Here is a 17,950-nt window from a genome sequence, read left to right as displayed (position 1 = left end):
GGCTGCAGGGTACCCGCGTGGAGGCAGGGGCGCGAGTCATCCTCCTAGCCCGTTGCGGCCGCGCGGATGTCCTGCGGGCGCCAGTCGCGCAGGAAGGCCTGGCAGCGGTCGGACTCCATGGGCGGCGAAAGCCAGTAGCCCTGGATCTCATCGCAGCCCTGGGCATCGAGGAAATCCAGCTGCTCACGGGTCTCGACCCCCTCGGCGACCACGTTCAGGCCCAGCGAATGGGCCATCGTGATCACGGTGGTGGTGATCGAGGCGTCGTCGGGGTCGCTGCTGAGATCACCGATGAATTCCTTGTCGATCTTCAGGGTGGTGATAGGCAGGCGACGCAGGTAGGCGAGCGAGGAATAACCGGTCCCGAAATCGTCGATCGCCAGGGACACGCCGGTGCGGCGGAACGATTGCAGCTTGTCCGCCGTCTGTTCCGCATTGGCCATGATCACGCTTTCGGTGAGCTCTAGCTCCAGCAGGTCCGGGGCCAGGCCGGTTTCAGCCAGCACCCGCTCGACCACCAGCGGGAAGTCGCCGCGCAACAGCTGGAGCGCGGACACGTTAACCGACATCGACAGCCTGTGCAGGCCCGACTGTTGCCAGCGGCGCAGGGTCAGGCAGGCCTCGCGCAGCACCCATTCGCCCAGTTCCAGGATCAGCCCGGTTTCCTCCGCGAGCGGAATGAATACGGCTGGCGGAACGTCGCCGTGCTCGCTGCTCTGCCAGCGCAGCAGCGCCTCGACGCCGACGATGCGGCGCTGCGGCAGCGACATTCGCGGCTGGAACACCAGGCGCAGCTCGCCCCGGTCGAGCACCTTGCGCAACGCGCCAGAGACCGTGGCGCGCTCGCGCAGCGCCACCTCCATGGAATCGTCGTAACGGGAGAAGGTGCGCCGACCGGCGGCCTTGGCCTGGTACATCGCGGTGTCCGCGCGCTTGAGCAGCTCGGTGGGTACCTGGCCATGGTCGGGGTACAGGCTGATGCCGATGGACGGCGAGATCGCGACTTCGACCCGCTCATCGAGGCGCAGGGGCGCTTCGAACGCCATGATGATTTCGCGCGCCATGTGATCGGCGTCTTCCGGCGAGGCGACGTCCTCCACCACGACGGTGAATTCATCGCCACCCAGGCGCGCCACGGTCGATTGCTCGCCGACGGTTTCCTGCAGCCGGGTGGCCGCAACGCGCAGGATGCGGTCGCCGGCGGCGTGGCCGAGCGAATCGTTGACGTCCTTGAAGTGGTCGAAGTCCAGGAACAGCACCGCGATCCTCGAGTTCTCCCGGCGGGCGCGAACGATGGCGCGCGAGAGCCGCTCGGACAACAACGCACGGTTGGGCAGGTTGGTCAACGCATCGAAGTTGGCCAGATAGCGCAGCTCCTGTTCGGCGCGCTTCTGGTGGGTGATATCGCTGAATACGGCGACCAGTGTCTGTGGCGGATGCCCGGGTTGCCCGATGGCGAAGAACACCGCCGAGCACAGGAATTCCTCGCCGTCCTTGCGCCGCGCCCACAGCTCGCCTGCCCAGCGCCCGTTGACCAGCACTTCCGCGCGGATCGCGGCGTAGAACTCGCTGTCGTGTTGTGGGCTGTCGAGGAGATCGACTTGACGGCCGAGCACGTCAGCCGGCGCGTAGCCGGTAATCTGGGTAAAGGCAGGATTGACGCTGACGAAGCTGAAGTCCGGATGCATGACGCAGACCGCTTCGCGCATGTTGCGCTCCACGCCGTCGGCGACCGGGTGCGGGCGCATGCCTGCCGGATCTCCGATCTGGTGGGCGACCCCGGAAACGCGAGTGACGCGTCCGTGCGCGTCGTGGGCCGTGGCGCGTCCATGTGCACGGACCCTGCGCCAACTGCCTTCGGCCTCGCGGATGCGCAGGTCGCACACGAAGGCTTCGGCTTCCCCTTTCAGGTGCGAGACCAGGCGCGCGCGCACCAACGCTGCATCCTCGGGATGGATCACGCCGTCCCATTCCGTCTGGCGCTCGGCCACCAGTTGGCCGCCCTGGATGGGATCGAGCCGCATGTGCAGGCGACGCAGCGAGCGGCGTTCCAGATCGAGCTCCCAGAACTGCTCGCCGCTGGCCGACAACGCCAGTTCCAGGCGGCGCTCGGCTTGCTCCAGGCTGGTTGCGTGCTCGCGGCGAAGGCGGGTGCGGTCACGCCATACCCACGCCAGCCCCAGGCCGAGCGCCAGCACCAGGAGCAACAGTGCGAGAGTGGAGCCGGATGCAGCCGAACTGGTCAACGCGCTGGGCCTCGCTTCGCACTGCGTCGCAGCCAGTGTAGAGGTTAACGCGGGCGGCCAACGAGGCCGGCCGGCATTGGCTACACTCGCAACCCTCCGTCGACGGACCCTACTTCTTGGCCGAGCGTTTGCCCTCGCTGCAGGAAATCGCGCTGGAATCGCAGTCCGCCGGGCTCGCGACCGACCCCAGCGAGCTGCACGGCGGGCTGTGCGGCTGGCTGGCCGGTGGCGGCCGCAACGCTCCCGACTGGATCGCGGCGGTGATGGCAGACGAGAGTCTGGCGCCGGAGACGCCGGGCGGCGCGCTGAGCCGCATGCGTGCCGCGACCGCGGCCCAGTTCGCGGACCGTGATTTCGATCTGCAGCTTCTGCTGCCGGACGACGATGCCAGCCTGGCCCAGCGCAGCGGGGCGCTGTTCGCCTGGTGCCGCGGCTTCCTTGGCGGCTTCGGACTGGCCGCAGGGCGCGCACCGCCGCTGTCGGACGAGGGGCGCGAATCGCTGGGCGACCTGGCCCGGTTCGCTGCGGCCACGGCCCAGGACGACGGCGACCAGGAAGACGAGGAGGCGCTCGCCGAAATCGAGGAATTCGTGCGGGTCGCGGTGCTGCTCCTGCACGGCGACTGTGTCCTTGGTCCGCGCCACCGCCAGCAGTTCAACTGACGATCCGCCAGTCGACGCGCTCCGTGCGGCCACGCCGGCAGAGCGTCATTCCCACGAAGGCGGGGATGCAGGAGTTTGCGTTGCATCGCACGCCCCGGGATCATTCCGTGCCATGACAGGATTGCCCGGACAGGGGCTGGCGATCCGCCTTCGCCGGCCTGAAGAGGAACGATGCACAAACCCATCTCCACGCCCATCTCCGCCTACGCAAGACGCCGCAAGCAGCTGATGCGCATCGCCGGCGACGACGCGATCCTGGTCCTGGCCGCCGCACCCGAGCGCATCCGCAGCCGCGACACGCATTACCCGTACCGGCAGGACTCGGATTTCTGGTACCTGACCGGCTTTTCCGAGCCCGAATCGGTGCTGGTCCTGGTGCCCGGCCGTCGGCATGGGGAGGCGCTGCTGTTCTGCCGCGAACGCGATCCCGACCGTGAGGCGTGGGACGGACCGCGCCTTGGACCCGAAGGCGCGGTCGATGCGCTGGGTATGGACGATGCCTATCCGATCGACGACCTCGACGAGATTCTGCCCGGCCTGCTCGAAGGACGGTCACGCGTGTACTACCACTTCGGGCGCGACACCGACTTCGACCTCAAGCTGATCGGCTGGCTCAACCAGGTGCGCGCGCAGGTACGGATGGGGGCGCAGCCGCCGCATGAATTCCTCGAACTCGGCCATCTGCTCGACGAGCTGCGGCTGTTCAAGTCCAAGGACGAAATCCGCCTCATGCAGCGCGCCGCCGACATCAGCGTGGCCGCGCACGAAGCGGTGATGCGCGCGGCGAAGCCTGGCATGCACGAGTACGCGTTGCAGGCGGAAATCGAGCGGGTATTCCGTCTGCACGACGCCGAGCCCGCCTATGGCAGCATCGTCGGCGCCGGCGCCAACGCCTGTGTGCTGCATTACCGCGCCAACAATGCGCAGGCGAAGGATGGCGACCTGGTCCTGATCGACGCCGGGGCGGAGTATCGCGGCTACGCCTCCGATATCACCCGCACCTTTCCCGTCAGCGGGCGGTTTACCAGGGAACAGCGCGCCCTGCACGATCTGGTCGGCGCGGCGCAGGCAGCCGCACTCGCGCAGGCCAGGCCCGGAGTGCCTTATGAAGCAGGGCATGCCGCGGCGGTGGAAACCCTGACAGACGGCCTGCTCGCGCTGGGCCTGCTGAAGGGCAAGCTCGAGAAGAACATCGCCGACGGCAGCTACAAGCGCTTCTACCGGCACAAGACCGGGCACTGGCTCGGCCTGGACGTGCACGACGTGGGCGACTACCGGCTCGATGGCGAATCGCGGCTGCTGGAACCGGGGATGGTGTTCACCATCGAGCCCGGCCTGTACATCGGTGCGGACGACACAAGCGTGAACGCGAAGTGGCGCGGCATCGGCATCCGCATCGAGGACGACGTGCTGATCACGCGCGACGGCCACCACGTGCTAACGGAAAAACTCGCGCGCAGCGCCGACGAAATCGAAGCCCTGATGGTGCGGGCATGAGCGTAGCGCGCCGGTTGGGCGCGCCGCCGGATTCCTGCATGATGGCTCGCTCAGTGCAGGCAGGCGAGGTGAGCGACGTGCGCGCCCATGGTGATGTCCGATTCGTGATTGTGGCGTTGGCCGTGTTTGCGGCGCTGATGCCATGGCGTGCGGCCATAGCCGCGGACGCGATCGTGTCCAGGGAATGGATCTTCGAGGAAGCACCGTATCCGGAAGCGCATGCCTCCACACTGGTGCAGCTGGGCGACGGCTCCATCGCCGCGGCCTGGTTTGGCGGCACCCACGAGCGGAATCCGGATGTCGCTATCTGGTTTTCGCGCCGGCGCGCCGGCCGCTGGGAAACGCCTGTGCAGGTCGCCGATGGTGTCCAGAAAGACGGCACCCGGCAGCCCACCTGGAACCCTGTGCTGTTCCGGGCACCGCAGGGCGAGCTGCTGCTGTTCTACAAGGTCGGACCGACGCCGCGCGACTGGTGGGGCATGGTCGTCCGTTCTCAGGACGATGGAAACAGCTGGGGCGTGCCGAAACGCCTGCCGGACGGCATCCTGGGTCCGATCAAGAACAAGCCCGTTGTGCTTGCCAACGGCGAGTGGCTGGCGCCGTCCAGCGTGGAGCAGTCCAGCGCCGCGATGGGCGGACCCGATGGCCCGAGCTGGCGCATGCACTTCGAGCGCAGTGTCGATGGCGGCCGTACATGGACGCGCACGCCGCCGGTGGTGTCGCCGTTGCTGATCGACGCGATCCAGCCGAGCATCCTGATGCATGGCGATGGTGTCCTGCAGGCCGTGGCGCGCAGTCGTCAGGGTGCGATGGCCAGCGCCTGGTCGCGCGACAACGGTGCGACCTGGAACGAGGTCGCGGCACTGGCATTGCCCAATCCGAATTCGGGCACCGATGCGGTGACGCTTGCCGACGGCCGGCATCTGCTCGTCTACAACCACGCCGCGCACGCTCCCGACACGCCGGGCCAGGGGCCGCGCTATCCGCTGGACATCGCGCTCTCCGACGATGGCATCCACTGGCGCCGGGTGTTGACGCTGGAGCATGCGCCGCTGCCGCATGGGTACGCGTACCCGGCCGTGGTCCAGACCGGCGATGGGCGTGTCCACGTCACCTATACCTGGAACCGCAAGCGGATTCGCCACGTCGTGATCGACCCGTCGCGGTTGGTAGTGAATGGCGTCATCGCGTACGCGGAGGGCTAGGCGGCTTCGGCGAATCCCTCGCGAGTCAGGTTGATCGGGTCGCCCTGCGTACACACCACGTCGTCCTCGATCCGGATGCCGCCATAGGGGCGGAACCGGTCGACATGCTCCCAGTTGACGCTGGAGCCCAGGCCTTTGTCCCTGAGCTCGGCAAGCAGCATGTCGATGAAATAAATACCCGGTTCGATAGTCACCACCATGCCCGGCGTGAGCACCCGGGTCAGGCGCAGATAGGGATGCCCCTCGGGTTTCGGGATCGTGCCGCCCGCGTCCGATGCGGCGAAGCCGGCGACATCGTGCACCTGCAGGCCGATGCCATGGCCGATGCCGTGTGGAAAGAATGCCGAACTCACGCCGGTTTCCACCGCGGCTTCCGGGGACACGGTGATCAGGCCGAAATCGCGCAGGATCTTCGCAAGCGCCAGGTGCGCATCCAGGTGCAGCTGCTTGTAGTCGAAGCCGGCGCGGACCTGGTCGCACATCTTCAGCTGCGCCGCATCGACCGCATCGATCAGCGCCTGGAACCCGTCGCCGGCGTCGGTCGAATAGGTGCGGGTGATGTCGCAGGCATAACCGGCATGCGCGGCGCCGGCATCGATCAGGAAGCTGCGCACCGGCTTGGGGGGCACGCGGCCGAGCTCGGTGTAGTGCAGGACGGCGCCGTGTTCGTTGAGCGCGACGATGTTGGCGTACGGCAGTTCGCTCACGTCCTGCCCTGCGGCCTGGCAGTAGGCCAGGTGGATGCCCAGTTCCGAGGCGCCGGCGCGGAACGCGCGCTCGGCGGCGCGGTGCGCGCGCACGCCCTTGCGCGTCGCCGAGCGCATCATCTCGATCTCGTACGGCGTCTTGTTGCCGCGGTGGTACTCCAGATAGTCGATCACCGGCTGCGGATTGTTCGGCTTGTACGCGCCGTAATTGCCCAGTGCGCTCTGCGGCTCGCCCAGGATCGCGCAACGCTCGGCGTTCTTCGGCAGGTGCTTGAGCGCTTCCTCCGGCTTGCGGATCACCACGATGTCGAAGTGCTCGGTCCAGTAACCGCTCGGCGCCTGCGGTACCACGTGCCAGTAGTCAAGCGGCTGCAGGTAGATCATCTTTGGCTTCTGGCCAGGCGTGACCACCAGCCAGCTGCCCGGATTGCGGGTGAGCGGAACCCATGCCTTGAACTGCGGGTTGACCGCGTACGGATAGTCGCGGTCATCGAAGACCTGGTAGTGCAGCGTGCCGCTGGGCACCACGAGATGGTCGAACCCACCGCGGGAAAGCGCCGTTTGGGCCCGGATTCCCAATTCATCGAGGTGAGTGCGATATAACATCGCCTGATCGGGGATTGTCATCGGGAAGAGCTCTGTGGGGGCAATGTCGGATTTTGACCGATTCCCGCCGCAGCCGCAGGGCGCGCGCGATGGGTTGGTGCGCATGCCGCCATGGGCATGGAGCCTGATCGCGCTGGCGGTGGGCCTCGCCCTGACCTGGTGGGTGGCGGAGTGGCAGCAACGCCGCTATGCGACCGAACGCGAACAGGCCTGGACGCACATGCTCACCTCAAGCCACGATGCGCTGGATCAGCGCCTGCGCGCATGCGCGCTCATGGTCCGCTCGGTGCAGGCCCTGTTCATCGCTTCGCGCGAGGTCACCGCCGAAGAATTCGGCAACGCCTACGCGAACCTGCGCGCGCGGGAAATCTTCCCCAGCCTGCAGGCGATCGCCTTTGCGCGCTACGAGCGGCGAGAGGACGGCGACCACTACATCACCGAGATGGTGGCTCCAATGGCCGGCAACGAACGCCTGCCAGGCCTGGATATCAGGAGCCAGCCGGCCAACCTCTTGGGCGCGGAACGTTCCCGCGATACGGATCTACCGGTACTGTCGGCGCCGTTCCAGCTGGTACAGCTCTCGCCGGCCGGCCAGCCTACCGACGGCGTGACCATGCGCCTGCCGATCTACCGGGCCGGGCCGCCGCCGCGCACGCTGGCCGAGCGTCGGGCGCGCGTGCTGGGCTCGCTGGCGGTCTCCTTCCGGATCGCGGCCCTGATCGAGAGTGCGCTGCCGGCGGACATCCTCTCGGTCATGCATATCGAGGTTGCCGACGTGACCGAGGGCCAGACGCGCCCGCTGTACGACTCGCATCCCGGCCTGCATGGCGACGAGGACGCGGGTGGCCATCTGTCCAGCATCCTCGCCTACGGCGACCGCCACTGGCGCCTGTCCATGCATCCACTGCAAACGGGACAACAGCTGGACTGGCGCGAGTCGGTATGGACGCCGGGCCTGGTCGTGAGTCTGCTGTTGTCGCTGCTGGTGTGGTCCATGACCACCACCCGGCGCCGCGCGCTGGAACTGGGCTGGCGCATGAGCCAGCGCTTCAGGGAAAGCGAAGAACGTTTCCGCAGCCTGAACGAATTGTTGCCCGCGCTGGTGCTGCTGGCGCGCGCCGACGATCGCCGTATCGAATACGTCAACCAGGCCGCACGCGAGCGGCTCGGCGCCGCAATCGGCAGCGATACGGTGCTGGAAAGCGTGTTCGCCGATCCGGACGACCGCGCGCGCCTGTCCGCACTCGGAGAAGCCGGAGGCTGGCGCAACGTGGAGCTGGTCATGCAGTCGCTCAACGGCGACCCGTTCTGGGCCAGCGTGTCGCTCACCCGGATGGAAGTGGACGGCGAACAGAAGCTGCTGATGGTGGCCAAGGACATCTCCGAGCAGCGCCAGCTCACCGAGCAGCTCAGTTACCAGGCGACCCACGATTCGCTCACCGACCTTTATAACCGGCGCGAGTTCGAACGCCGGATCGAGGCTGCGCTGCAGGCGAGGGCGAAGGGCGGGCCGCCGTTCGCGCTGCTCTACATCGACCTGGACCAGTTCAAGCTGATCAACGACACCTCCGGCCACATCGCCGGCGACCAGCTGCTGATCCAGCTGGCCCTGATCATGGCGGAGGAACTGCGCAGCAGCGACGTGCTGGCGCGGCTCGGGGGTGACGAATTTGGGATCATCGCGTTCGAGACCCGGCGCGTGGATGCAGAAGCGCTGGCCGAGCGCCTGCGGGTCCGCATCGAGGCGCATCTGTACGCATGGGAGCAGCGCAGCTACACCGTCAGCGCAAGCATCGGCGTGGTGCTGGTCGACCAGCCGGGCAGCAACCTGCGCGAGCTGCTGGCCCAGGCGGATACCGCCTGTTACATGGCCAAGGACGGCGGCCGCAACCGGATCCACTTCTATGCCGCCGAAGCCGACGACACCATCCAGCGGCGCGGCGAGATGGAGTGGGTGAACCGCCTGCGGCTGGCCATCGAAGAAGGGCGCATGCTGCTGTACTACCAGGAGATGAAGCCGCTGCGGGAAGGCCCGCGCCAGGGCGTGTACCTGGAGCTGCTGCTGCGCCTGCGCGACGAGCAGGGCGCGGTGGTCCTGCCGGGCGCGTTCCTGCCGGCCGCCGAACGCTATGGCCTGGTGGGCACGCTGGATCGCTGGGTGATCGGGCAGGCGATCGCGAACTTCGGCCGCCTGCATGCTTCCGGGCCTCCGGCGCGATGCTCGCTGAACCTCTCCGCCGCATCGCTCGAGGACGAATCGATCGTCGACGACACCCTGGCGCTGCTCGCCGAACACGGCGTGCCGGCCTCGTCCCTGTGCTTCGAGATCACGGAGACCGAGGCCGTGCGCAACCTGGCGCGTGCGGTGCGCTTCATCGGCCGTTTGCGCGCAGCCGGCTGCAGCGTCGCCCTCGACGATTTCGGCGCAGGCATGGCCTCGTTCGGCTATCTCAAGAACCTGCCGGTCGACGTCATCAAGATCGACGGCAGCTTCATCCGCGACCTGGACACCGATCCGATGAGCCGGTCGATCGTCGAGGTGATCGCCGAGATCGGCCACCAGCGCGATCTGGATGTGGTGGCCGAATGGGTCGACGACATCCGGCTGCTCGATGTGCTGCGCAGTCTGGGTGTGGACCACGCCCAGGGGTTCGCCCTGCACCGTCCGGAACCGGTGTTGTTCCAGCGTCGCAGCCGCAGCTGATTGCCGGGCTCAGGTTGGATCTGGCTGGTTGTGCGCGGGCTGGTCTGCAGCGGACTGGCCTGGAGTAGATTGGCCGGGGCCGGTGGGCTCCCCGATCCAGTCGCGCAGGCGCTGCGCCTGGTCCTCAGGTATCGCGATGAACCGCAAGCCGGTCCAGGTCATGCCTGGCGTGCCCTGGTCGTCCTTCCACAGCAGGTGCGCGCCGAGCTCGTACTCGGCATTGACGCCGCGGGCATCGACCAGGCGGAAGCGGAACTGGTACAGCGCGTCGTCGGTCAGCGGCGCAGTGGCGATCAGCAGCATGCCCGTTTCGGACAGGTTGGCGATCCGGCCTACCACCGCTTCGGTCATGGCATCGGTCACCAGAACCGTTTCCGAGATCTGTCGACGGCGACGGCGGCGGAATTCGCTACTCATGCGCGCGCCTGCTCGGTGCGTGCGGCGCCACCGCGGCGCGCGAGGCCGCGCAGCGTGCCCAGCGTGGCCTGCCATGCCCGATCGACCAGTCGGGCGCGTTCGATCGTGACCACACGTGCCTGCCCGCGGGCCAGCATCCGTGCCAGGCTGTCGAGCGACTGCTCGCCCACGCGCTGGCCGCGCAGGTTCACGAACAGCGCGTGGCCGGTGACCTTGCTGTACCAGGACAGGCGCTTGCGCACGACGTCGCCCTGCTGGTTGCTGACGAACTCGATCCAGGTTCCGAACGGCAGCTCACTGACGCGTTCGTACTGCGCCTGCTCCTCGGGCGTGCGTGGCGCAAGCTTCTGTTTGTCCTGCGCTCCCGCGCGTTCTCCCAGGCGCGTACGCGTCTTGAGCGCGGCGGCCAGTTCGGTCCGCGAGGCTCCGTCGTCGTCCTCGCGCAGGCTGGCGAGGCGACGGCTGATCGCTGCGGCCTCGTCGCCGTGGTATCCGACCCGCGACAATGCCGCTTCGACCTGGGTAGCGAGTTCCGGATCGGGCACGGCACCTTGGTCGCAGCAGGCGGTGACGATCCGCCGGGTGGTTTCCAGCATCTGTCGCCATTCGTCCGAGTCGTCGCCGTGACGCAACAAGGTGAGCGTCAGCGCATCGGCCCAGGCCTGCTCGATCAGCGCACGCACGAACTTGTGCGGCTTGCGCTGGCCGATCATGCCGGTAATCGTCTCGGCGGCCAGACGCTTGGCGATTTCCAGTTTCTCTTTTCCGCGCGCCGCCTCCACATGCCTGCGTTCGGCCATGTCCGATCGGCGTGCCAGGAGCTCGAGTTCCTGCTGCAACATGCGGTTGCTGGCCTCGAACGCGCCCGGATCCTCGTGCGCGTGCTTCACCACGTGATCGACCGCGCGCTGGATCGGTTGCAGCAGCGCAGGGTCGATGTCGTTGTCGTCCAGCCAGCGCGCGCCGGACTCGGCCACTGTGTTGAGGAGCTGGCGCGCGGGGTGCTGGCTGCGGGTGAAGAACTCGTGGTCGTCCAGCGCGGCATGCAGTACCGGCAGCTGCAGGCGCTTGAGCAGGCCTGCGGCAAGGGTGTCGATGCGCACCTCGCGCTCGACCCGCTCATAGAGCATGCCGAGCAGGTCGAAGGTATCGCTATCGGCCTTGGTCAGTTCGGCATCGGGGCCGCGTTCCTCGCGCAGGCGTTGGCTGACCGCGCGCTTGATGCCGTCGATCGTCTGTCCGTCTCCGCCCGCCAATCCCAGCGCCGGGCGCACCTGGGCCAGGGCCGTCGCGAGCTCCGCTGCGGCGGCCGATGCGTCCGGCGCAGCGCGTGACCGCTGCGTCGCGGCCGCGGCCCGGGTCGTGCGCCTGCCGGCAAGCAATTCCTGCAGCCCGGCGAAGCTGCCTCCGCGGTCGACCGAATCCTCCGCTGCATCCAGGCCGAGCCAGGCCGTATGCGGCCGCGCGCGCCCGCCCGCCGTTTGAGCGCCCGCAGCGGCCGCGTTGCGGCGACGTGCGCGCGGCTTCGCGGATGCCTGGTCATCGGACGGCAACGCCGTGGCGCGCAGCCGCAGCGGCACGTAGGTGAGCGCGGGCAGCACGCCGGATGCGCTCAGCTCGGCATTGAACAGTTCGGCGATCTGGCCGTAATCGGCCATCACCCTGCGCTCGAAGGTGCGCAGCAGCAGCTGCTGCGCATCCGGCGGCAGCTGCAGCACGCTGCTGGCATCCTGAAGGATCGTGCACAGCGACCACGGGCCGAGCGGCAGGCGTTCGGCATCGAACGCCGGCATCGCGCCCAGCACGCCGAAGCGTTGGCCCAGGAGATGCAGCGGCAGGCTCGCCCGCGCTGCACTGCGTTGGGCCACGTCGCGCAGGATCAGTTCGACGTCCATCTCGGTGTCGTCCACCAGCTTCAGGCTGGTGGAGTCGGGTGCGATCGCCGGTTTCGTCGCGGCGGATTCCGCGTTCGGGACAGGCGAACGGTCCAGGCTGGCCAGACCGGCCTCGACACCCAGCATGAAACGCGGGATCAGGTCCGCGCGGTTCAGGCGCATGGTGCGCAGCGTGTGCATGTAGCCCGCCTCGACCGCCGGGTTGCGTGCGTGGTCGGCCAGGCGGAACAGCTGCTGTTCGAATTCGACCAGCATGTCGCCCAGCCTGCGCTCGAACTCGTCCGAGGCAGCACGGAGCAGCGATTCGAGGATGTTGCGCACCCGCGGCGGCAGCCGTGCGCCCGCCAGGGTGCGGATCCCGGTCGATGCAGGGTTCGGACTTCCCGGAACGGTCATCAAGCAGGTTCTGCTGCCATGTCGGACGCATTATGCCTGCCCCGGCCTGAGCCGGCCGGAACAGACCGGCCTGTCATCGGTCGGGAAGAAACAGCAGGATCACGTCGTTGGTGAAGCGGCGGCCGAGCTCGGTGGGCAGCACTTGTCCGCCTTCGGTCCGGATCCAGCCGCGGTCCTGCGCCTGCTGCAGTTCCGCGGCGATCGCCGCGCGCGGCAGGCCGGTGCGGGCCTCGAACTCCGACAGCGCGAAGCCTGCATTCAGCCGCAGCGCATTGAGCATGTAGTCGAACGGGCGCCGGTCGGGCTGGATGTCTTCATCGCCGCCGATCGCCGCGGTGCCGCCGGCGGCAGCGAGATAGGCCGCCGGATGCTTCAGCTTCCAGCGGCGCAGGATCTGCTGCTGCGCCGCCAGCGTGAGCTTGCCGTGCGCGCCGGCGCCGATGCCCAGGTAATCGCCAAAACGCCAGTAGTTGAGGTTGTGCGCGCATTGGTAGCCGGCGCGCGCATAGGCGCTCACTTCGTACTGGTCGAAGCCGGCCGCAGCCAGCTGCGCCTGGCAGTGCGCCTGCATCTCCCAGGCATCGTCGTGGTCGGGAATCCCCGCCGGTGGCTGGGCCGCAAACACCGTATTGGGCTCGAGCGTGAGCTGGTAATGCGAGACGTGGGCAGGCGCAAGGGCGATGGCACGCTCCACGTCGAATGCGGCCATCGCCAAAGTCTGCTCCGGCAATGCGTACATCAGGTCGAGGTTGAGGTTGTCGAAGCCCGCGTCCTGCGCCAGCTTGACCGCGGCTTCCGCCTCGGCGGCGTCGTGGATGCGGCCGAGACGTCGCAGGCAGCCGTCGTCGAAGCTCTGCACGCCGAAGCTGATCCGGTTGATGCCCGCTCTGCGGTAGTCGGTGAAACGGCCATGTTCGGCGGTACCCGGGTTGGCTTCGAGCGTGATCTCCGCGTTCGGGGCGAAGCGCAACCGCGCCGAGGCCTGTTGCAGGAAGGCGTCGATGGCATCGGCGGGAAACAGGCTGGGCGTGCCGCCGCCAAAGAACACGGTCTGCACCGTGCGCCCCCAGACCAGCGGCAGGTCGTGATCCAGGTCGGCGATCAGCGCGTCGACATAGGCCGAGAAGGGCAGGGCGCCGCGTTGTTCGTGCGAATTGAAGTCGCAGTAAGGACATTTGCGCACGCACCAGGGCAGATGCACGTAAAGCGACAGCGGTGGGTGAAGCAGCGCGTTTGCGGACCACTGGTCCGCGCGCTGCTGAACGCCCGAGGGCTGTGCCCGAGGGCTGGAGCCGGAGGCAAGCAGCGCGTTTGCGGACCACTGGTCCGCGCGCTGCTGAACGCCCGGCACTGGATGTGCGGGCGTTGGCGAAGGGAGGAGATCCTGCGGCACCATGGAGGGCTGCGTCGATTCAGAGAAGCCTGGGAACCACCATTGTAGGAGCGCCGCTTCGGCGCGACTTCCACACCGGTGTGATCGCACCCACAGGCCCGTTTCGCTGTCGATGAATCGACGCCTCGTCGCGCCCGATCCGGCGCCGAAGCGGCGCTCCTACAGCGAAGTGAGCTTCTCGCGCAGCGCGGCCAGGGCCCGCCCGCGATGGCTGATCCGGTTCTTCAGCACCGGATCGAGCGCTGCGGCGCTGCAGCCGTGTTCGGGATCGAAGAACACCGGGTCGTAGCCGAATCCTCCCGTGCCCTGACGCGCATGCAGGAGCGTGCCTGGCCAGATCCCCTCGGCGATCAGGGGCTGGGGATCGTCCGCATGACGCAGCAGCGCCAGCACGCAGTAGAAGTGCGCGCCGCGCTGCGCATCGGGCACGCCCGCCATGGCGAGGAGCAGTTTGTCGATATTGGCGTCTGCGTCGCCATGCGCGCCGGCATAGCGTGCCGAATACAGACCCGGCGCGCCGTCAAGCGCATCGACGCACAGACCCGAGTCGTCCCCGAGCGCAGGCAGTCCGGTGATGCGGGCGGCGTGGCGTGCTTTCAGGATCGCGTTTTCGACAAAGGTCAGGCCGGTTTCTTCGGCATCGGATGCGCCCAGGCCCGACTGGGCGTAAAGCACATGGCCCGCGTCGCCGAGCAGTTCCTGCAGTTCGGCGAGCTTGCCTGCGTTGCTGCTGGCCAGTACCAGCTTCATGGCTGCGTTTCGATACGCGGTTCGATGAGATCCCAGCGGTTGCCGTACAGGTCGCGGAACACTACGACCGTGCCGTAAGGCTCGTGGCGCGGTGATTCCTCGAAGTGCGCGCCGGCCGCCGCCAGGCGCGCATGATCGCGGGCGAAGTCGTCGGTGTGCAGGAACAAGCCGACCCGGCCACCATGCTGGTTGCCCACGGCGGATTGCTGGACCGGACCGGCGGCCCTGGCCAGCAGCAGGCTGAATCCGGTATCGACTGCCGGCGCCATGCGCACCCAGCGCTTGCCGCCGCCGTGGTCGCTGTCTTCGAGCAGTTCGAACCCGAGCGCATCCCGGTACCAGGCGATCGCCTCGTCGTAGTCGCGCACGAGCAGGGCGATCATCGCGATATGCCGCGGGCCCATGCTCACACCGCGAGCGCCTCGCGCTGGGCGGCGAACAGCTGCGCGCATCCTGCTTCGGCGAGCACCAGCAGGGCATCCAGTTCGTCACGCCGGAACGCATGGCCTTCTGCCGTGCCCTGCAGTTCGATGAAGCCGCCGCCGTCGTTCATCACCACGTTCATGTCGGTATCGCAGGCGCTGTCCTCGACATAGTCCAGGTCCAGCACCGGCACGCCGCGATACAGGCCGACCGACACAGCGGCAACGGCGCCGTGGATCGGATCGCGCACGATCGCGCCCTGCGACTTCAGCACCCGTATCGCGTCGACCAGCGCGACATAGGCACCGGTGATCGCGGCGGTACGGGTTCCACCGTCGGCCTGCAGCACGTCGCAGTCAAGGGTGATGGTGCGTTCGCCGATCGCCGCGCGGTCGATGCAGGCGCGCAGGCTGCGGCCGATCAGACGCTGGATTTCCAGCGTGCGCCCGCCCTGCTTGCCGCGCGCAGCCTCGCGATCGCTGCGGGTGTGGGTCGCCCGAGGGAGCATTCCGTACTCCGCGGTGACCCAGCCCTCGCCCTTGCCGCGCAGGAAGCCGGGGACGCGGTTCTCCACGCTGGCCGTGCACAGCACACGAGTGTCGCCGAAAGAGACCAGCACCGAACCCTCGGCGTGGCGGGTGAAACCGCGCGCGATCGACACGGTTCGCAACTCGGCGGCGGCGCGGCCGCTGGGGCGTGAAAACTCGGACATGCCTGGACTCGCGAAGGGGGCGGCGAGTCTATCAGGGCCGATGCGTCCGCTCGCGTCGACGCGCTACGGGGTGGTAACCGGGCGCTGCCTACTCAAATTCCACTGGCTCGGGCCAGTGTCGATGCCTGGTACGGGGATGCGAGCCACGCGACTGCGTTGGCCCTCTCCCGCACGGCCCTCCACCGCCCGCGCGAACCGCGATGGCATACTGCGGCCCCGCTTCCCAGGCCCGCCGTCCGCATGATCCGCAGCATGACCGCCTTCGCCGCCGGCGAACGCAGCACCGGACACGGCACGCTCGGCTGCGAAATGCGCGCGGTCAATCATCGATTCCTCGAAATCGGCCTGCGTCTGCCCGAAGAACTGCGCGCACTGGAACCGGCCCTGCGCGAGCGGGTCGCCTCGCGCCTGTCGCGTGGCAAGGTCGACCTGGTGATGCGGCTGCGCGCGGGCGAAGGCAACGGCGAGCTGCAGCTCAACCAGGCGCTGGTCGACCGGCTCGGCGGCATCGCACAACAGCTCGACGCGCGTTTTCCGCAGATGCGGGTCCAGTTGACCGACCTGCTGCAGTTCCCGGGCGTGCTCCAGGCCAGTGGCGGCGACATCGAGGCGCTGCAGGCGGATGCGCTGGCCCTGCTGGACGACGTGCTGGACCAGTTCGTGGCGGCACGTGAGCGGGAGGGCGGAAAGCTCGCCGCCGTCATCGGCGAACGGGTGGATGCCATCGCGCGCATCGCCGCCGAGGTGCGCGGCCTGATGCCCGTGATCGGTGCCGGCCAGCGCCAGAAGCTGGAAGCGCGACTGGCCGACCTCGCCCAGCCGGCCGATCCGGGGCGGTTGGAGCAGGAGCTGGTCATCTGGCTGCAGAAGCTGGACGTGGACGAGGAGCTCGATCGCCTCGACAGCCATGTGATCGAACTGCGGCGCGCGCTGGTGCAGCGCGAACCGGTCGGGCGCCGCCTCGATTTCCTTCTGCAGGAGTTCAACCGCGAGTCCAATACCCTGGGCTCCAAATCGGTCGATCTGCGCACCACCAACGCCGCGGTGGAATTGAAGGTGCTGATCGACCAGATCCGCGAGCAGGTGCAGAACATTGAATAGGACCGGGAGTCGGGAGTCGGGGGTCGGGATTCGTAGAATCACCAGGAATCCGGATCGCTCGCGTCTGCGCGCTTTCGAAGCCCCGATCCCCCACCGCGAATCGCTGCCTTGATGCGCGGCACCCTCTACATCGTTGCGGCTCCCTCGGGAGCGGGGAAATCCAGCATCGTCAACGCCTGCCTGGCGCGCGATCCGAACATCTGCCTGTCGATTTCGTTCACCTCGCGCCAGCCCCGCCCGGGCGAGCGTCACGCCGAGCACTACCACTTCATTTCGGCCGCCGAGTTCGAGCGGATGGTCGCCAGCGGCGACTTCTTCGAGCATGCGCGGGTGCACGGCGATTGGAAGGGCACCGCGCGCCAGTCGGTGGAACCGCAGCTGGCGGCGGGCAAGGACGTGCTGCTGGAGATCGACTGGCAGGGTGCGCGCCAGGTGCGGGCGAAGGTCCCCGACGCGGTCAGCGTGTTCATCCTGCCGCCCTCACGACAGGCGCTGGAACAGCGCATGCGCGCGCGCGGGCAGGACAGCGACGAGACGATCCGGCGCCGGCTCGACGCCGCGCGCGAGGAGATGAGCCATTACGGCGAATTCGACTACGTCATCGTGAACGAGCACTTCGACACCGCTGTGGACGAAATGTGCGCGATCTTCACCGCCAGCCGGCTGCGCCGGGATGCCCAGGTCGCCCGCCATGGCAAATTGATCTCGGCGCTGCTGGTCGACTGAGCGCCGTCGGGCGCTGTCCCGGGATTGTCAGGCGCCAACCCCTTGATTCCAAAGGAAGCCGCTTGCGTCCGCAGGCCGCGGCCCCTAGAATCGCGAGCCCTCCCGAACAGACAGTGGCGGCCCTTGCAGCCGCCGGACAGCCTATGGCCCGGATTACCGTCGAAGATTGCCTGGAAGTGGTCGATAACCGCTTCGAACTCGTGATGATGGCCGCCAAGCGTGCGCGCCAGCTCGCCAACGGTGTCGACCCCCAGCTCGACAACAGCGAAGCCAACGACAAGCCCACCGTGCTGGCGCTGCGCGAGATCGCCGCGCGCCGTATCGACCAGCCCTATATCGACGCCGTCGACAAGGCCGAACGTGAGCGCAAAGAGCGCGAAGCCCTGGAATGGGCCGCGGCCGAGGTCGTGGCCGGCGACGACGACATGAAGGGCGACGACTGAGCTCGCCTGCCCTCCCGCAGCGCCGTAGGCCCCGCAACGCGGGGCCTTCTTTTTAGGGGCCCGGGCC

15 protein-coding genes are annotated in these 17,950 nt (G+C 68.0%); 7 read left to right on the top strand and 8 right to left on the bottom strand.

What is annotated here, in order from left to right; all coding sequences use genetic code 11:
* Positions 1–44: 44 nt before the first annotated feature.
* Positions 45–2,246, bottom strand: coding sequence for a GGDEF domain-containing phosphodiesterase (locus tag MC375_RS00855; RefSeq protein ID WP_242101397.1), 2,202 nt, complete (start codon positions 2,244–2,246; stop codon positions 45–47).
* Positions 2,247–2,362: 116 nt separating this feature from the next.
* Between MC375_RS00855 and MC375_RS00850 the strand changes: the two genes are divergently transcribed.
* From MC375_RS00850 to MC375_RS00840, 3 genes are all read left to right on the top strand, one after another.
* Positions 2,363–2,908: a UPF0149 family protein gene (locus MC375_RS00850; protein ID WP_242101396.1), complete on the top strand. Its 546-nt coding sequence runs from the start codon at positions 2,363–2,365 to the stop codon at positions 2,906–2,908.
* A gap of 171 nt (positions 2,909–3,079) precedes the next feature.
* Complete coding sequence (locus MC375_RS00845; RefSeq protein WP_242101395.1) at positions 3,080–4,405, top strand: aminopeptidase P N-terminal domain-containing protein; 1,326 nt, start codon at positions 3,080–3,082, stop codon at positions 4,403–4,405.
* Positions 4,406–4,443: 38 nt separating this feature from the next.
* On the top strand, positions 4,444–5,610 hold the full coding sequence (locus MC375_RS00840; protein ID WP_242101394.1) for a sialidase family protein: 1,167 nt from the start codon (positions 4,444–4,446) through the stop codon (positions 5,608–5,610).
* On the opposite strand, the gene pepQ is transcribed toward MC375_RS00840, so the two are convergent.
* On the bottom strand, positions 5,607–6,923 hold the full coding sequence (gene pepQ / locus MC375_RS00835; RefSeq protein ID WP_242102915.1) for a Xaa-Pro dipeptidase: 1,317 nt from the start codon (positions 6,921–6,923) through the stop codon (positions 5,607–5,609). The genes MC375_RS00840 and pepQ overlap by 4 nt on opposite strands.
* A gap of 43 nt (positions 6,924–6,966) precedes the next feature.
* Between pepQ and MC375_RS00830 the strand changes: the two genes are divergently transcribed.
* Positions 6,967–9,627 (top strand): EAL domain-containing protein, encoded by a 2,661-nt coding sequence (locus tag MC375_RS00830; RefSeq protein ID WP_242101393.1) that lies wholly within the window; start codon positions 6,967–6,969, stop codon positions 9,625–9,627.
* A 9-nt stretch (positions 9,628–9,636) separates the two neighbouring features.
* Here MC375_RS00830 and MC375_RS00825 read toward each other — a convergent pair whose 3' ends face one another.
* From MC375_RS00825 to rph, 6 genes are all read right to left on the bottom strand, one after another.
* Positions 9,637–10,044 carry a PilZ domain-containing protein gene (locus tag MC375_RS00825; protein WP_242101392.1) on the bottom strand — a complete coding sequence of 136 codons (408 nt, stop codon included), beginning with the start codon at positions 10,042–10,044 and terminating at the stop codon, positions 9,637–9,639.
* Positions 10,041–12,335: a DUF1631 family protein gene (locus MC375_RS00820; RefSeq protein WP_242101391.1), complete on the bottom strand. Its 2,295-nt coding sequence runs from the start codon at positions 12,333–12,335 to the stop codon at positions 10,041–10,043. Before MC375_RS00820 ends, MC375_RS00825 begins: the two co-directional genes overlap by 4 nt.
* Before the next feature lie 73 nt (positions 12,336–12,408).
* Positions 12,409–13,563, bottom strand: a complete 1,155-nt coding sequence (hemW, locus tag MC375_RS00815) for a radical SAM family heme chaperone HemW (protein ID WP_242102914.1) — start codon at positions 13,561–13,563, stop codon at positions 12,409–12,411.
* Between the two features lie 324 nt (positions 13,564–13,887).
* Positions 13,888–14,478: an RdgB/HAM1 family non-canonical purine NTP pyrophosphatase gene (gene rdgB, locus MC375_RS00810; RefSeq protein WP_242101390.1), complete on the bottom strand. Its 591-nt coding sequence runs from the start codon at positions 14,476–14,478 to the stop codon at positions 13,888–13,890.
* Positions 14,475–14,861, bottom strand: coding sequence for a VOC family protein (locus MC375_RS00805; protein ID WP_242101389.1), 387 nt, complete (start codon positions 14,859–14,861; stop codon positions 14,475–14,477). The genes rdgB and MC375_RS00805 overlap by 4 nt, the downstream gene beginning before the upstream one ends.
* A 23-nt stretch (positions 14,862–14,884) precedes the next feature.
* The gene (gene rph / locus MC375_RS00800) at positions 14,885–15,613 is read right to left on the bottom strand and encodes a ribonuclease PH (RefSeq protein ID WP_242101388.1); all 729 of its coding nucleotides are present in this window, start codon (positions 15,611–15,613) and stop codon (positions 14,885–14,887) included.
* 240 nt (positions 15,614–15,853) lie between these two features.
* Between rph and MC375_RS00795 the strand changes: the two genes are divergently transcribed.
* The 3 genes from MC375_RS00795 (at position 15,854) to rpoZ (ending at position 17,883) form a co-directional block, all read left to right on the top strand.
* Positions 15,854–16,714, top strand: coding sequence for a YicC/YloC family endoribonuclease (locus tag MC375_RS00795; RefSeq protein WP_242101387.1), 861 nt, complete (start codon positions 15,854–15,856; stop codon positions 16,712–16,714).
* 111 nt (positions 16,715–16,825) lie between these two features.
* Positions 16,826–17,440 carry a guanylate kinase gene (gmk, locus tag MC375_RS00790; RefSeq protein ID WP_242101386.1) on the top strand — a complete coding sequence of 205 codons (615 nt, stop codon included), beginning with the start codon at positions 16,826–16,828 and terminating at the stop codon, positions 17,438–17,440.
* Positions 17,441–17,583: 143 nt separating this feature from the next.
* Positions 17,584–17,883 carry a DNA-directed RNA polymerase subunit omega gene (gene rpoZ / locus MC375_RS00785; RefSeq protein WP_242101385.1) on the top strand — a complete coding sequence of 100 codons (300 nt, stop codon included), beginning with the start codon at positions 17,584–17,586 and terminating at the stop codon, positions 17,881–17,883.
* Positions 17,884–17,950 lie beyond the last annotated feature (67 nt).

This window comes from Lysobacter sp. M2-1 (assembly GCF_022662495.1).
In the GTDB taxonomy this organism is placed as follows: Bacteria; Pseudomonadota; Gammaproteobacteria; order Xanthomonadales; family Xanthomonadaceae; genus JAKPBU01.
Note: the sequence above shows the minus strand (reverse complement) of the source record. Positions and strands in the feature narration are given on the sequence as shown.

What these genes read in the sequence shown, in the direction of transcription:
- rdgB (WP_242101390.1), bottom strand. Translation starts at nt 14,478, where the DNA reads ATGAAGCTGGTACTGGCCAGCAGCAACGCAGGCAAGCTCGCCGAACTG.
- MC375_RS00830 (WP_242101393.1), top strand. Translation starts at nt 6,967, where the DNA reads ATGTCGGATTTTGACCGATTCCCGCCGCAGCCGCAGGGCGCGCGCGAT.
- rpoZ (WP_242101385.1), top strand. Translation starts at nt 17,584, where the DNA reads ATGGCCCGGATTACCGTCGAAGATTGCCTGGAAGTGGTCGATAACCGC.
- MC375_RS00845 (WP_242101395.1), top strand. Translation starts at nt 3,080, where the DNA reads ATGCACAAACCCATCTCCACGCCCATCTCCGCCTACGCAAGACGCCGC.
- MC375_RS00795 (WP_242101387.1), top strand. Translation starts at nt 15,854, where the DNA reads ATGATCCGCAGCATGACCGCCTTCGCCGCCGGCGAACGCAGCACCGGA.
- pepQ (WP_242102915.1), bottom strand. Translation starts at nt 6,923, where the DNA reads ATGTTATATCGCACTCACCTCGATGAATTGGGAATCCGGGCCCAAACG.
- MC375_RS00825 (WP_242101392.1), bottom strand. Translation starts at nt 10,044, where the DNA reads ATGAGTAGCGAATTCCGCCGCCGTCGCCGTCGACAGATCTCGGAAACG.
- rph (WP_242101388.1), bottom strand. Translation starts at nt 15,613, where the DNA reads ATGTCCGAGTTTTCACGCCCCAGCGGCCGCGCCGCCGCCGAGTTGCGA.
- MC375_RS00840 (WP_242101394.1), top strand. Translation starts at nt 4,444, where the DNA reads ATGATGGCTCGCTCAGTGCAGGCAGGCGAGGTGAGCGACGTGCGCGCC.
- MC375_RS00820 (WP_242101391.1), bottom strand. Translation starts at nt 12,335, where the DNA reads ATGACCGTTCCGGGAAGTCCGAACCCTGCATCGACCGGGATCCGCACC.
- MC375_RS00805 (WP_242101389.1), bottom strand. Translation starts at nt 14,861, where the DNA reads ATGATCGCCCTGCTCGTGCGCGACTACGACGAGGCGATCGCCTGGTAC.
- gmk (WP_242101386.1), top strand. Translation starts at nt 16,826, where the DNA reads ATGCGCGGCACCCTCTACATCGTTGCGGCTCCCTCGGGAGCGGGGAAA.